General features: G+C 57.7%; 12 protein-coding genes. 4 read left to right on the top strand and 8 right to left on the bottom strand.

What is annotated here, in order from left to right:
- Window positions 1–106: 106 nt before the first annotated feature.
- Window positions 107–1,648, top strand: a complete 1,542-nt coding sequence (gene glpD / locus PMYSY11_RS07135) for a glycerol-3-phosphate dehydrogenase (protein ID WP_150548722.1) — start codon at window positions 107–109, stop codon at window positions 1,646–1,648.
- 17 nt (window positions 1,649–1,665) lie between these two features.
- Here glpD and PMYSY11_RS07130 read toward each other — a convergent pair whose 3' ends face one another.
- Complete coding sequence (locus tag PMYSY11_RS07130) at window positions 1,666–2,661, bottom strand: alpha/beta fold hydrolase (protein ID WP_069901593.1); 996 nt, start codon at window positions 2,659–2,661, stop codon at window positions 1,666–1,668.
- Window positions 2,662–2,820: 159 nt separating this feature from the next.
- Entirely contained in the window at window positions 2,821–5,124 is a 2,304-nt protein-coding gene (gene metE / locus PMYSY11_RS07125; RefSeq protein WP_150548721.1) for a 5-methyltetrahydropteroyltriglutamate--homocysteine S-methyltransferase, read from the bottom strand.
- A gap of 157 nt (window positions 5,125–5,281) precedes the next feature.
- On the opposite strand from metE, the gene metR reads away from it, so the two are divergent.
- Entirely contained in the window at window positions 5,282–6,199 is a 918-nt protein-coding gene (metR, locus tag PMYSY11_RS07120; RefSeq protein WP_150548720.1) for a transcriptional regulator MetR, read from the top strand.
- A 176-nt stretch (window positions 6,200–6,375) separates the two neighbouring features.
- On the opposite strand, the gene PMYSY11_RS07115 is transcribed toward metR, so the two are convergent.
- Both PMYSY11_RS07115 and PMYSY11_RS07110 read right to left on the bottom strand, forming a co-directional pair.
- Window positions 6,376–6,789 carry a VOC family protein gene (locus PMYSY11_RS07115; protein WP_172970673.1) on the bottom strand — a complete coding sequence of 138 codons (414 nt, stop codon included), beginning with the start codon at window positions 6,787–6,789 and terminating at the stop codon, window positions 6,376–6,378.
- A 53-nt stretch (window positions 6,790–6,842) separates the two neighbouring features.
- Window positions 6,843–7,544, bottom strand: coding sequence for a class I SAM-dependent methyltransferase (locus PMYSY11_RS07110; protein ID WP_150548719.1), 702 nt, complete (start codon window positions 7,542–7,544; stop codon window positions 6,843–6,845).
- Between the two features lie 173 nt (window positions 7,545–7,717).
- Between PMYSY11_RS07110 and PMYSY11_RS07105 the strand changes: the two genes are divergently transcribed.
- Window positions 7,718–8,020: a DUF1883 domain-containing protein gene (locus tag PMYSY11_RS07105; RefSeq protein WP_069901588.1), complete on the top strand. Its 303-nt coding sequence runs from the start codon at window positions 7,718–7,720 to the stop codon at window positions 8,018–8,020.
- A 180-nt stretch (window positions 8,021–8,200) separates the two neighbouring features.
- The gene (locus PMYSY11_RS07100; protein ID WP_150548718.1) at window positions 8,201–9,142 is read left to right on the top strand and encodes a class I SAM-dependent methyltransferase; all 942 of its coding nucleotides are present in this window, start codon (window positions 8,201–8,203) and stop codon (window positions 9,140–9,142) included.
- 57 nt (window positions 9,143–9,199) lie between these two features.
- Here the strand turns inward: PMYSY11_RS07100 and PMYSY11_RS07095 are convergent, their stop codons facing one another.
- The 4 genes from PMYSY11_RS07095 to PMYSY11_RS07080 form a co-directional block, all read right to left on the bottom strand.
- On the bottom strand, window positions 9,200–10,132 hold the full coding sequence (locus PMYSY11_RS07095) for an autotransporter domain-containing protein (protein ID WP_150548717.1): 933 nt from the start codon (window positions 10,130–10,132) through the stop codon (window positions 9,200–9,202).
- A gap of 97 nt (window positions 10,133–10,229) precedes the next feature.
- On the bottom strand, window positions 10,230–10,448 hold the full coding sequence (locus PMYSY11_RS07090) for a VF530 family protein (RefSeq protein WP_150548716.1): 219 nt from the start codon (window positions 10,446–10,448) through the stop codon (window positions 10,230–10,232).
- A gap of 199 nt (window positions 10,449–10,647) precedes the next feature.
- Window positions 10,648–12,132 carry a sodium/proline symporter PutP gene (gene putP, locus PMYSY11_RS07085; RefSeq protein WP_090513269.1) on the bottom strand — a complete coding sequence of 495 codons (1,485 nt, stop codon included), beginning with the start codon at window positions 12,130–12,132 and terminating at the stop codon, window positions 10,648–10,650.
- 514 nt (window positions 12,133–12,646) lie between these two features.
- Window positions 12,647–13,678 (bottom strand): SCO family protein, encoded by a 1,032-nt coding sequence (locus tag PMYSY11_RS07080; RefSeq protein WP_150548715.1) that lies wholly within the window; start codon window positions 13,676–13,678, stop codon window positions 12,647–12,649.
- Window positions 13,679–13,689: the final 11 nt, after the last annotated feature.

Below are 13,689 nucleotides of genomic sequence, written 5' to 3'. Positions count from 1 at the left end.
GGTATGTATGGGGTTCTGACGGCTGGCCTGGTTAATCACAGAGGGTTCAACTAGGCTAAGTTCGAAAGTGAACATTTAAAGTTCGATTTCGACCACAGGTGTTGCCATGCTCCCGCATTCTCAGCCTCATCCTCCTTTTGCCGAGGTCTACGATCTGGCGGTAATCGGCGGCGGTATCAATGGCGCAGGCATTGCTGCAGATGCAGCGGGCCGCGGGCTGAGCGTTTTTCTGTGCGAGAAAGACGACCTTGGCGAGCACACCTCCTCGGCCAGCAGCAAACTGATCCATGGCGGCCTGCGCTACCTTGAGCACTACGAATTCCGACTGGTGCGTGAAGCGCTGGCGGAGCGTGAAGTGTTATTGGCCAAGGCGCCACATATCATAAAACCCATGCGTTTCATCTTGCCGCACCGGCCTCACCTGCGGCCCGCTTGGATGATTCGCGCCGGTTTGTTTCTGTACGACCATCTGGGCAAGCGAGAGAAACTGGCAGGCTCGAAAGGCCTGCGCTTCGATAGCCAAAGCCCGCTTAAAAGCAGCATCAAACGCGGCTTTGAATACTCCGATTGCTGGGCCGATGACGCCCGCCTGGTCGTTCTCAACGCCATGGACGCCCACGAGCATGGCGCGCACGTGCACACCCAAACCCGTTGCATCAGCGCCCGCCGCACCCGCGGTGTATGGCACATTCACCTGGAACGCAAAGACGGCACGCTGTTTGCGATTCGTGCGCGCGCGCTGGTCAATGCCGCCGGCCCCTGGGTTGCGAGCGTGTTGAGTGAAGAACTGAAACAGCAATCGCCTTACGGTATTCGCCTGATCAAGGGCAGCCACATAATTGTCGAGCGCCAGTTCGAGGGTGATCAGGCCTACATCCTGCAAAATGAAGACCGTCGTATCGTCTTCGCCATTCCTTATCTGGGTGCATTCACGATGATCGGCACCACCGATGAGGAATATCACGGTGACGCCAACCATGTAAGCATCAGCCCCAGCGAGACTCAGTATTTACTCGACGTGGTGAATAATCACTTCAAGCGCCAACTGAGCCCGGAGGACATTCTGCACAGTTTTTCCGGCGTGCGGCCGCTGTGCGATGACGAATCGGATGACCCTTCCGTTGTCACCCGTGACTACACGCTGTCGATATCGGGCAATCCCGGTGAGGCGCCGCTGCTCTCGGTGTTTGGCGGCAAGCTCACGACCTACCGGCGACTCGCCGAATCGGCGCTGGAGTTGCTCGCGCCGTTCTTCCCCAAGGCTGGCCCCGAATGGACCGCCGAGCACCCGCTGCCGGGCGCTGAAAACATCACCGATGCCAACGAACTGGGTGAGCAATTGCAGCGTGAACACGAATGGTTGCCCATCGCGGTGGCCCAGCGCTGGGCGCACAGTTACGGCAGCCGGAGTTACTCACTGCTGAGTAATACCCAAAACATTCGCGACCTCGGCCAGCATTTTGGCGCGGGGTTGTATAAGCGCGAAGTGGACTACTTGTGCGAGCACGAATGGGCAATCACCGCGCCAGACATTCTCTGGCGCCGCAGCAAACTGCAACTGTTCATGAGCCCGCAAGAGCAAGCGCAACTGAGCGCCTACCTTGAGGCCAAGCTGGCAGTCGCCGCCGAGAGCGCGCTGATCAGCTAAGGCGTCGCGAACGATGTTTAGAGATTGGCCAGGTGATCGTCTTCCATGCGTTGCTCTTGCAGATACGGGAGCACCGCCGACAACAGCGGCGCCTTGAAAGCCTCCTGAAAGCGGTGCGCAAGCCCTGGAATCAGACGCAACTGGCTGCCCTTGATATGCGCAGCAACATGCACACCATGCATCACCGGCAGCAGCGGATCGGCAGTGCCGTGCACCACCAGCGTCGGCACCTGGAGTTTGTTGAGCATGTCGACGCGGCTCGGCTCGGCCAGAATGGCCAGTATTTGCCGCTCGACACCTTGCGGATTAAACGCACGGTCGTAAGAAACCTGCGCTTCGTGCAACAACGCCTGACGGTCATCGGTCACCGACGGGCTGCCCAAGGCTGCGAGTAGATCCGCCTGCTGCTCAAGCGCGGCCTCGCGATTGGGCGCTTCACGGCGCGCCAGTAATTCGAGCAACTTCGGGCTGGGTGCCGGTAATCCCGCCGCGCCAGTGCTGGTCATTATCAGGGTCAGGCTCTCGACCCGTTGCGGCGCTATATCAGCCAAATGTTGAGCGATCATGCCGCCCATGCTCGCACCCAGCACATGGAAGCGTTTAACCCCGATGGCATCCATCAGACCCAGTGCATCGCCGGCCATATCACGCAAACTGTAAGGTGACGCCACTGTCAGGCCCAGGCGATATCGCAATGCCTCGTAGGCCAGATTAATGCCCGGCGCTGGCTGACCAATCCAGGCACTCAAACCGACATCGCGATTATCAAAACGGATCACCCGAAAGCCTTGTTCACAAAGCGGTTTTACCACTTCATCGGGCCAGTGGATCAACTGCCCACCCAGGCCCATGACCAACAGCAAAACCGGATCACGTTCGCGACCAATGCTCTGATAGGCAAGGCGCACATCACCAACATCGACCATCTCGGTCGGCACGCTGGTATTGCAACGGTCTGCTGCCTGAACTGAAAAGCCGCAAAAGAGTGCGACCAGAAAAAATACAACACGCATAAAACACCCGAAACGCAGAACCCCATTAGGACGCGAGTTTGATGTTATTCAGGCGAGCGCGCTGCCACACTTCGATGACACTTTAATGAACCCTGCCCAGCGGTCATCGCTTAAACCGAAAAAACCCGCCCTACCGTTAAACGGCGGGCGGGTTTGGGCTTAAGCGCTCAGCGCCGCCCGCAGTTGTCGGGCAGCGGAGACCATGTTGATCAGCGCGGCTTCGGTTTCGGGCCAGGCGCGGGTTTTAAGGCCGCAGTCCGGGTTTACCCACAGCCGCTCGGCGGGAATGCGTTTCACCGCCTTGCTCATGAGTTTGATCATCTCGCGGCTGTCGGGCACGCGTGGCGAGTGAATGTCATACACGCCGGGGCCAATGTCGTTGGGATAGGCGAACGCCTCGAACGCATCCAGCAACTCCATGTCGGAACGCGAGGTTTCGATGGTGATGACATCCGCGTCCATGGCCGCAATCGACTCGATTACGTCATTGAACTCGCTGTAGCACATGTGGGTGTGAATCTGCGTTTCGTCACGCACACCCGAAGCGCACAGGCGAAATGCCTCGGTGGCCCAATCGAGGTAGCCTTGCCACGCAGCCTTGCGCAGCGGCAAGCCTTCGCGGAAGGCCGCTTCATCGATCTGCACGATACGAATGCCGGCCGCTTCCAGATCGACAACCTCATCGCGAATGGCCAGCGCCAACTGTTTGGCCTGCACTTCACGGCTGACATCCTCGCGCGGGAACGACCACATCAGCATGGTGACCGGGCCGGTGAGCATGCCTTTCATCACCTTGTTGGTAAGCCCTTGGGCGTAGCGGATCCAGTCCACTGTCATCGGCTGCGGACGGCTCAGGTCTCCAACAATGATTGCAGGCTTCACGCAGCGCGAGCCGTAGCTTTGCACCCAACCGAAGCGGGTAAATGCATAGCCATCGATTTGCTCGGCAAAGTACTCGACCATGTCGTTGCGCTCGGCTTCACCGTGCACCAGCACATCCAGCCCGAGGTTCTCCTGAATCGTCACGGCGTGGCGGATTTCGCTGTACATGGCCTCGGTGTAGTCACTGCGCGAAAGCTTGCCCTGCTTGAATGCCTGACGCGCCAGGCGAATCGCCGGGGTCTGCGGGAACGAGCCAATGGTTGTGGTCGGGAACGCAGGCAATTGCAAGCGGCTGCGCTGCAACTCGATACGCTCGGCAAACGCCGAAGTACGTTGGCTGTCAGCGGCGGTGATGGCAGCGAGGCGCTGATGCACAGCCTCTTTATGGATACGCGAGGAACTGGCGCGACTGCGCTGAATATCGGCGCTGTGCTCTAGCACACGGATAACTTCAGGCGATTGCGGGTTGTTCAGGGCCTTGGTCAGAACCGCAATCTCTGCGCATTTTTGCACGGCAAACGCCAGCCAGCTTTTCAGCTCATCATCGAGCTGGTCTTCACGGCGCAGATCGACCGGGCTGTGCAGCAACGAGCAAGAGCCTGCCACCCAAAGATTGCCCGCGAAGCGCTGTTCAGCCTGCTGCAATTGCGACAAGGCAGCTTCAAGGTCACAGCCCCAGACGTTGCGACCGTTAACCACGCCCAGCGACAGAACTTTATAGGCTGGCAGACGATCGAGCAGCATCGGCAATTGCTCTGGCGCGCGCACCAGATCGACGTGCAAGCCATCAACCGGCAAGTTGACTGCCAGGCCGAGGTTGTCTTCAAGGCCGCTGAAGTAGCAGGCCACCAGCTTTTTAAGCGGCGCGTGCTGGATCAGGTTATAGGCGCGCTCGAAGGCGTTCTTCCAGTCCTGCGGTAAATCGAGGCCCAGAATCGGCTCGTCGATCTGCACCCATTCCACGCCCTGAGCGGCCAGACGCGTGAGAATTTCACCGTACAGCGGTAACAATCTGTCGAGCAGCTCAAGCTTGTCGAATGCCTCGCCCTTGGCCTTGCCCAGCCACAGATACGTTAACGGACCAATGACCACCGGCTTGACCTTGTGGCCCAGCGCATGGGCTTCGTCCACTTCCTCAAACAGCTGCTCCCAGCTCAGTTGGAACTGCTGATCGGCAGTGAACTCCGGCACCAGATAGTGATAGTTGGTGTCGAACCATTTGGTCATTTCAAGTGCATGTCCGGCACTGTCATGCTGGCCGCAGCAGCGCTGGCTCACTCCACGCGCCATGGCGAACAATGTGTCGAGGCCCGGCGCGCCCGATTGCGGCTTGAAGCGCTCAGGAATAACCCCGAAGCTCAGCGAATGAGTCAGGACCTGGTCGTACCAGGCGAAGTCGCCGACGGGCAGCAGGTCCAACCCGGCGTCTTTTTGCAGCTGCCAATGCGCGGCGCGCAATTGTTTGCCGACCAGGCGCAGGCCAGCTTCGTCCAGTTCACCCTTCCAATGGGCCTCCAGGGCTTTTTTTAACTCTCGGTCAGCACCGATGCGCGGGAATCCGAGGGAATGTGACACGGCCATGTTTAAACGCTCCTGTGTAAGTGATGGCGCTATTGTCGACAAGGCCCCCTCATGAAACAAACTCAAGATATTCGCTTTCATCTGTAATATTATTCATGATTGAATCAATCGCTATTGCGCCACCCGTTCGCTCACCCGCTTTACTGCCGAGGCCACCATGCTTGAATTACGCCACTTGAAAACCCTGCACGCGCTGCGCGAATGCGACAGCCTGGTTGAGGCTGCCGAGCGCTTGCACCTCACTCAGTCGGCGCTTTCGCATCAGTTCAAGGAGCTGGAAGAACGCCTCGGCATGCAGCTGTTCGTGCGCAAGACCAAGCCGGTGCGCTTTACCAGCGCCGGTCTGCGTTTACTGCAATTGTCCGACGCAGTACTGCCCATGCTGCGCAGCGCCGAGCGCGACTTGTCGCGACTGGCCGGCGGCACGGCAGGCCGCCTGCACATGGCGATTGAATGCCACAGTTGCTTTCAGTGGCTGATGCCAACCATCGACCAGTTTCGCGATGCCTGGCCGGAAGTTGAACTGGATCTGGCCTCAGGCTTCTCGTTCGCCCCTTTGCCGGCGCTGGCCCGTGGCGATCTCGATCTGGTTGTAACGTCCGACCCGCTAGAGTTGGCTGGGATTACCTATGTGCCGCTGTTCACTTACGAGGCCATGCTCGCGGTCGCCAACCAGCATGCGCTGGCGGGCAAGCCGTGCATCAACCCGCAAGACCTTGAGAACGAAACCCTGATCACCTACCCCGTCGAACGCGACCGGCTGGATATATTCACCCGTTTTCTGGAGCCAGCAGACGTCGAGCCGGCGCAAGTGCGCACCTCGGAGCTAACGGTGATGATGATGCAACTGGTCGCCAGCGGCCGGGGCGTTTGCGGCCTGCCCAATTGGGCTCTGCATGAATACAGCTCACGTGGCTACGTGACGGCCAAACGTCTGGGCGATAAAGGCCTGTTTGCCACTCTGTACGCTGGGATCCGGACCGACATGCTCGATGCGCCCTTTATGCGCGACTTCCTGCTGACCGCCAAAGACACCTCGTTCTCCAACCTCGAAGGCGTCAGCGTCGCACGTTGATACATGGCGTCTGGCTCGAGGCTGAGCCGATATCTTAATGGCGCGGCCAATGCCGTAAGCCCAACGCGCGCGTGCACTGATGGATGAAGCGAGCGGGCAGCTTGTCTGGGCGGTGAATGCCCGAGCCGAGAATTGAAAAGCGGGTCTGAATCCGTGGATTTGGCTGCGGGCCTTGCTCACCTTGCCCACGGGTCATAAGTGCCAAAGCTCCAGACATGCCCTTCCGGATCGCGGCAGGTGAAACCCCTGCCGCCATAACCTTCATCCTTGATGTCGATAACGATTTCAGCACCTGCGGCCACCGCGCGGCGGTACAGCACATCCGCATCATCCACCAGCAGATACAGGCTTTGTGTGCAACCGCCTGCTTGCTCGGGCGAGCGCATCAGCCGGCCGTATTCAGAGTCCACCATTGAGCCGAGCATCAGCATGCTGTTGCCCAGTGTGAGTTGTGCATGAGCAATGCCGCCGTGGCGATCGCTGACGACCAGATGCCGGGTAAAACCGAAGTTCTCGCACAGCCAGTCGAGCGCAGCGGGGGCATCCCGATAACGTATGCAGGGAATCAAACAGCTCTGTTGCACCATCATTGCCTCCTCGCCCGCCGCAAATAGCTCAACGCAAAACCGCTAATAGACTGCGCTCAGTTGCCGCCGGCAGACTCAAGCAGGAGCAGCAGCGACGCCGGGTGTTCACTGCCTGCAACCTGAGGTTGTCTCAACCAGTGTAGTTGCCAGCCGCTGCCGGCCAATAATTGCAGCCACGATTCGGTTGTTCGGTAGTACCACGGCATGGGCTGCACAAAACCACCGGCCAGGCTTGCGAATGTCTCAATCTGCCAACCGTCGCTATAGCCCCAGGCTGGCATTGCCGCTTTTGGATGCAAGGTCTGAATCAGCAACTTGCCCTGCTTCGCCGTCAGCCCGTGCAAGGCCTGTAACAAGGGGCCCAATTGTTCTTCGAGCAATGCAAAGTTAGCCACCAGCAGGTCAAACCGGCCTAACTGGGGCATGCCCGCTGCAAGCTCGGCATAACTGCACAGCTGATAACGGCCAGTATTGGGATCTGCACGGCGCGCCGCCTCGATCAGGGCGTGCGAACCATCGATGCCGACCGCCTCAATGCCTTGCTGGCTCATCGCGCGGCACAGCCAACCCTCGCCGCACCCGATGTCGAGTGCGCGCTGCGGCTGCACTTCGCCAATGGCCTGAACAATTGCTGCATCGGTGGCCAAACGCCGGCTGGCAATGCGTTGCCCGCGCACCGCATCAGTCCACGCCTGCGCATTGGCTTGCCAGCTCGTCTGCAACTGCAAGGGATAGTGTTCGGGGGGTTGTTTGGGCATTTATCCACCACCCAGCGCCAGGTTATTTTGCAGCTATTATTGGCTCATGGGTTGGCGGCTGCCACTGCTTAATGCGCTGCCTGCGCTGGACCAATTAGCGCCTGACGGATGAAGCACAAGGGGCAGTCATGTTATCGTTCGCTATTGGCTGAAGCAGCCCTGTGGAGCGGTCCATGAAATTTATACACCAGCGTGAGCATTTGAATGAGGATGACATCGTCGTCATTGAATGCTCGCAAACCTGCAACATCCGCCTGATGAGCGATGCCAACTTCCGCAGCTTTAAAAATGGCGGTCGCCACAGCTATCACGGCGGTGCGTTCGACAAGTTTCCGGTGAAGATCAATGTGCCCAGCACTGGCTTCTGGAACATCACGATCGATACGGTCACGCGCAAAGCCATTAGCGTAACGCGCAAACCGACACTCACGCACTCGATCAAGTTTGTGCGTCGCTCACCCTCGAAAATGAGCTAAAGCCGAACCCAGCTCGCAGACCTTCGTGATCCGCAGGCTGTTCAAGCTTGCAGTTCTACACGCAAATTCATCACTGTTTGCCGCGCTCTGGCGGCGAGCCCATCACCCTTCGCCAGCACCGAATCGCCCCTGCGCGAGGTTTTCGGTTGTTGGCTGCAACTCAGGTATGCAACTGACCCAATGAACAGCGACGCCATCAGCACTTTGCAGCAGCAACTCAGCAGCGCCTTGAGCAACCCGCCCAGCGAAACCCGCCGGATATTCCATGGCCGCGGTTTATGTTGGCCAGGCCTTGAACATGTCACCGCAGACTGGCTGCAAGGTATCGTATTGGTAGCGTTGTTTCGCGAGCCTGCTCCCAGTGAAATGGCGGCGCTCAAGCGCATGCTCAGTGCATTGATCGAAGCGCCCGAATGGCAGCACAGTGGTGCTCATACGCTGTTATTGCAGCATCGTTACCTGCCCGACAGCGCCACCGAGTGGATCTGTGGTGAGCTGACAGACACCTGGCAGATCACTGAAAGCGGCTTGCGCTACCAGCTCGATATCGGCAAGAAGCAAAACAGCGGGCTGTTTCTCGACATGCGCTATGGCCGTCAGTGGGTTCAGCAGCAGGCCAGCGGCAAGCGCATTCTCAACTTGTTTGCCTACACCTGCGGTTTCTCGGTCGCCGCCATCGAAGGCGGTGCAGAGCATGTGGTGAATCTGGACATGGCGCGCTCAGCCCTGAGCCGTGGGCGTGACAATCACCGGCTTAACGGCCACGACCTGAGCAAGGTCAGCTTTCTTGGCCATGAGCTGTTCAAGTCGTGGGGCAAGGTTAAAAAGTACGGCCCGTATGATCTGATCATCATAGACCCGCCCTCTTTCCAGAAAGGCAGCTTCGCACTGACCCGCGACTATCAGAAGATCCTGCGCAAGTTGCCAGAGCTGCTCAGCGCAAACGGCACTGTGCTGGCCTGTGTAAACGATCCGGGTATCGGCCCGGACTTCCTGATTGAGGGCATGGCGAATGATGCGCCAGCGCTGCGCTATGTCGAGCGTCTGGAAAACCAGCCTGAATTCAATGAGAGCGACCCGCAAGGTGGCCTCAAGGCGCTGGTATTCAAACTCGGGGCTTAAACAACAACGGCGCTGTTTGCAATCTGCAAGCAGCGCCGCTGAGCCAACCGGGTGAAGTCAGAAGCTCACCGCCAGCCCCAGCGAGTAGCCGGACACGTTGTCACCCAGAACGTGACGCAAAACCAGACGGGTGCGGGTGATGAACAGGTCGTAGGCGCTCGAGTCGAATTCAATGCCAAGGCCCACTGTTGAAAGCCGGTCAAAGCCCAATGCGCCGCGCTGATCGCCCAGATACTCTGAGTGCGAAAACTCCAACACATAACGCAACGGGCGCTGCATCACCACAAAGCCGGTCGGGGCGCGATAGCGTGACCACAGGTTAGCGGTTTCAGCGTTAGCCTCCCCGTCAACCACATCATCGCCAGACAGCGTTTTCAGGTGCACGTAGCTGTAGCGCAGCTCGACATCGGCCTCGTAATCCGGCCGCACCCGCTCCCAGTCCAGCATCAGCGAGCCGCCTAAACCACCGGCCGCCAAATGACCGCCGTCGAGAAAATCAATTTGCCGATCGAGTTTGCGCTCAATCAGCAACCTCCCGGCGTTGATATCACTGGTCATGTAGCCTAATGCAAAGTTGGCTATCGGCCGGATCACCACCTCTTCGCTCAAAGGAAAATCCCAGCCGATGCCACCTGTGGCCGAGATCGTGTTCCACTTCACCGGCAACACCCGTGACTCGTTACCGCCACTGGCAACAAATTTCGGGTCATAACGGCTGTATCCCAACGCCCCTTCAAGATACAGCGGTATCTCTTTGCTCAGGGTAGCGCCGCCGCCTAACTGGGTCATGCTCAGATCGGGATTACCGCCCTGCTTGTCGTTAATCTGCAACGAGCTGGAGGCCAGATCCGGAGTGATCGAGTACGCCATCAGGGCCAGTACGCCGTTGGTTCGCTCTTCAAGATCAACATCCTGAAGCACCAGCGGCAAGGCGTAAGCCGAATTAACGCCACACAAAGACAGCAGCAAAAACGAGGATGTTTTGAGCATTTTGCGTCGTTCAGTAGTTGGACGAGAGCAGTCTAGCGTGCCGCGCACATTTGCGTCAGTGGCTTTTTCTGTGCCAATTGCGCACCCCGAAAACTGTTTAACGGCGCTGTTGCTGCACATACAACGCCTCGACTTTTTCCCTGGCCCAAGGCGTGCGGCGCAAGAAGGTCAGACTGGACTTGATACTCGGGTCGCTCTTGAAGCAGCGAATATCAATGCGCTGGGCAAGGCCGTGCCAGCCAAATTGCTCGACCAGCTGATTCAAGATGGCTTCAAGTGTTACGCCATGCAGTGGGTTTTTCGGTGTTTGCGTCATGGCGAACCTGATAATCAAAGAAATAAACAGCGCCACATTAGCCAAGTGCGCCGATAAGCGGAAGACCGGGTATTACCCGGTCACGAAAAAAAACCGGCCCACATCAGCGACATGGACCGGCTAAAAAATCGTGCTTAAGCTGTTTCGGTGTGAGTGCAAGCGTGTTCAGCACCCGCACCGAATGGCGTTGATGAGTTGATCAGGCGTCCTGATACTCTTTCTCAGCTTGGGCGAAACGCGCCTGCATGGTCTGCGACGGGCCTTTGCCCATCAGGCTGAAGACCACAATTGCCAGCGTTGCGAGAATGAAGCCAGGAATGATCTCGTAAATGCCCAGACCAACGTAGTTCTTCCACAGAATCACGGTCAGAGCACCGACCAGCATACCGGCCAGCGCGCCGTTGCGAGTCATGCGGCTCCAGGTAACCGAGAGCAGGACAACCGGGCCGAATGCAGCGCCGAAACCAGCCCAGGCGTAAGACACCAGACCCAGTACGCGGTTTTCCGGATTGGCCGCCAGCGCGATAGCAATCAATGCCACCAGCAGAACCATGCCACGACCTACCCAGACCAGCTCAGTCTGCGAAGCGTCTTTACGCAGGAAGGCTTTGTAGAAGTCTTCGGTCAGGGCGCTCGAGCAGACCAACAGTTGGCAGCTCAAGGTACTCATTACAGCAGCCAGAATGGCCGACAGCAGAACACCGGCAACCCACGGGTTGAACAGCAGCTTGGCCAGTTCAATGAACACGCGCTCCGGGTTTTCAGTCACAGGACCGGCAACTTCCGGGTGAGCGGCGAAGTAGGCAATACCGAAGAAACCAACAGAAACGGTACCGATCAGGCACAGGATCATCCAGGCCATCGAAATGCGACGGGCTGCAGGAATGGTTTTCACCGAATCAGCCGCCATGAAGCGCGCCAGAATGTGCGGCTGGCCGAAGTAGCCCAAGCCCCAGGCCATCAGCGAGATGACGCTGATGAAAGTCATGCCCTTGAGCATGTCGAAATTGGTCGGATCTTGCAGTTCGATGGCCGCAAAGGTCGCATCAGCACCGCCAGTCGCGATCATCACCATGACTGGGGTGAGGATCAGGGCGAAGATCATCAGAGTGGCCTGTACGGTGTCAGTCCAGCTGACCGCCAGGAAGCCACCGATAAAGGTGTAGGCGATGGTTGCCGCAGCGCCAGCCCAGAGTGCGGTGCTGTAATCCATGCCAAAGGTGCTTTCGAACAGGCGTGCACCGGCTACCACACCAGAGGCGCAATAGATGGTGAAGAACACCAGAATTACCAGTGCCGAGAAGATACGCAGCACGCGGCTGTTGTCTTCAAAACGGTTGGTGAAATAGTCCGGCAGGGTCAGTGCATTGCCGTTGTACTCGGTTTGCACACGCAGGCGACCGGCAACAAACAGCCAGTTGAGGTACGCACCGATAACCAGACCAATTGCGATCCAGCTTTCGGAAAGACCTGACATATAAACAGCGCCAGGCAAACCCATGAGCAGCCAGCCGCTCATATCGGAAGCACCAGCCGACAACGCGGTTACGTAACTGCCGAGGCTACGGCCACCGAGGATGTAGTCAGAAAGGTTCTTGGTTCGCAGGTAGGCGAATAGGCCGATGCCTATCATGAGCGCGATGTACACCACGAAGGTGACAAGCATTGGAGTGTTAGCGGTCATTGGGGTGTTCCCCTTCGGTTGTTGTTTTTTCGGCAACGGGTTGTGCCCGTGCCCTGCGTGGCAGTTGGCAACTCAGGTGTCAGTCGCCAGATAATCCATGGTACCAAACAACCTGCGCGCACTCGTTTAGAGAGCTGGCGCGAGGTTGAAGTGCAGTGTACGGCTCACACATTGATGGAGCGCAAAGCCCTGCACAGTCAAATGGATGGCGGAATTTAGTGGCAGAACCCCCCACACTTCTTATCTGAACCTCTGGAGTTTTTACAAAATACTACGATCCATGGAACTACCTGCTGGGTAAAAAGTCGCTGAAATCTTCTGAATATCAGTTAGAGGCCCGAACTAGAAGGCTTGCTGAAACACGCGCAAGCGTAAACCTGACTGAACCGACAATTGCTGATATTCAGCAAATCCCATGCTTTAACCCTAGACGACCACCCACTGATCGCCCAATTGAATCAACGGGCCAGCACATGGGCAGTCGCAAAACCCTAATATTGATGGGGGTTTCAAGCTAATTAGTGGCGTGATGATGGTGCGCAGGGTCATGCTCCATGGCCGACATTTCGGCCTCTTTAGTTGGCAGAGGCTGCACCCGTTGTGTCTCGTCCTCCAGGTATCCCAGCAACGCTGCAATCGCCTCGTCGCCAAGGCGCAGGTTGGGCATCGCGACTTGGTTGTACTGCTGATAAAGCTCAGTGGCGATTGGATCTGACTCGGCAAGCATTGTGTCCGGTTCTCTCAACCAGCGCTGCAACCACTGCGGGTCACGTTTGCGGGTTACGCCGATAAGATCCGGGCCAATTTCACGCAAACCTGCTGCCACGCTATCGGCACCGCCAAGCGTGTGGCATGCGGCGCAGCGGGTACGGAAAATTTCCTCGCCGGTTGATGGCGGACGCACCTGCGGCGCATCTGCATAGTCGGTGGTTTTGGTGCTGTGCTTCCAGTTGTGCAGGGTATTACCCAGTTGATAGGCCAGAATGTAGGGATTTTCGAAGGGCGATGTTTTCATCCAGCGTCCAGTCTGTTGATTGCCCACAATCAAGCTGAGGTTATGATCTTTATTACCCTGATCATCGACCCCTTTGAGAAACAGCCCGAGCTTTTCGCGCAACGCATCAATCTCATCCTTGTTGCCCGTGAGAAACAGCCAGCCGGGCGCTACGTGGAACTTCTCCGCGTAGTGTTTGAGTACCTCTGGAGTGTCGGTTTGGGGGTCAATACTGATCGAGTAGAAGAACACATCTTTGCCGACCCGGTCGCCCAGCAACTGCTGCACCCGACGCAACCGCGCAGTCTCCAGCGGGCAGGAGTCGGTGCAGGAGGTGAAAATAAAATTGATCGCGACGACCTTGTCCTTTATCAGGTCATCATAGAAATGCACGGTCTTGCCGTCCTGGGTAATCAACTCGGTATTGGGGAAGTAATCCTGTGCCCAAGGCGAACCACTGTCGTCAGCGCTTGCAGCGTGAAACCAGCACGCCACGCTCAGCGCACCCGCGCAGCGCAGTAGATGATTGGCAAATCTATTACAGGTGATCATGGTCGGGACTC

The organism is Pseudomonas marincola (genome assembly GCF_900682675.2).
GTDB classification, from domain to species: Bacteria; Pseudomonadota; Gammaproteobacteria; order Pseudomonadales; family Pseudomonadaceae; genus Aquipseudomonas; species Aquipseudomonas marincola.
The sequence above is the reverse complement of the archived record's forward strand: the minus strand, read 5'-3'. Positions and strand labels throughout refer to the sequence as shown.

What these genes read in the sequence shown, in the direction of transcription:
- PMYSY11_RS07100 (WP_150548718.1), top strand. Translation starts at nt 8,201, where the DNA reads ATGAACAGCGACGCCATCAGCACTTTGCAGCAGCAACTCAGCAGCGCC.
- metR (WP_150548720.1), top strand. Translation starts at nt 5,282, where the DNA reads ATGCTTGAATTACGCCACTTGAAAACCCTGCACGCGCTGCGCGAATGC.
- PMYSY11_RS07080 (WP_150548715.1), bottom strand. Translation starts at nt 13,678, where the DNA reads ATGATCACCTGTAATAGATTTGCCAATCATCTACTGCGCTGCGCGGGT.
- glpD (WP_150548722.1), top strand. Translation starts at nt 107, where the DNA reads ATGCTCCCGCATTCTCAGCCTCATCCTCCTTTTGCCGAGGTCTACGAT.
- PMYSY11_RS07110 (WP_150548719.1), bottom strand. Translation starts at nt 7,544, where the DNA reads ATGCCCAAACAACCCCCCGAACACTATCCCTTGCAGTTGCAGACGAGC.
- metE (WP_150548721.1), bottom strand. Translation starts at nt 5,124, where the DNA reads ATGGCCGTGTCACATTCCCTCGGATTCCCGCGCATCGGTGCTGACCGA.
- PMYSY11_RS07105 (WP_069901588.1), top strand. Translation starts at nt 7,718, where the DNA reads ATGAAATTTATACACCAGCGTGAGCATTTGAATGAGGATGACATCGTC.
- PMYSY11_RS07130 (WP_069901593.1), bottom strand. Translation starts at nt 2,661, where the DNA reads ATGCGTGTTGTATTTTTTCTGGTCGCACTCTTTTGCGGCTTTTCAGTT.
- putP (WP_090513269.1), bottom strand. Translation starts at nt 12,132, where the DNA reads ATGACCGCTAACACTCCAATGCTTGTCACCTTCGTGGTGTACATCGCG.
- PMYSY11_RS07095 (WP_150548717.1), bottom strand. Translation starts at nt 10,132, where the DNA reads ATGCTCAAAACATCCTCGTTTTTGCTGCTGTCTTTGTGTGGCGTTAAT.
- PMYSY11_RS07090 (WP_150548716.1), bottom strand. Translation starts at nt 10,448, where the DNA reads ATGACGCAAACACCGAAAAACCCACTGCATGGCGTAACACTTGAAGCC.
- PMYSY11_RS07115 (WP_172970673.1), bottom strand. Translation starts at nt 6,789, where the DNA reads ATGATGGTGCAACAGAGCTGTTTGATTCCCTGCATACGTTATCGGGAT.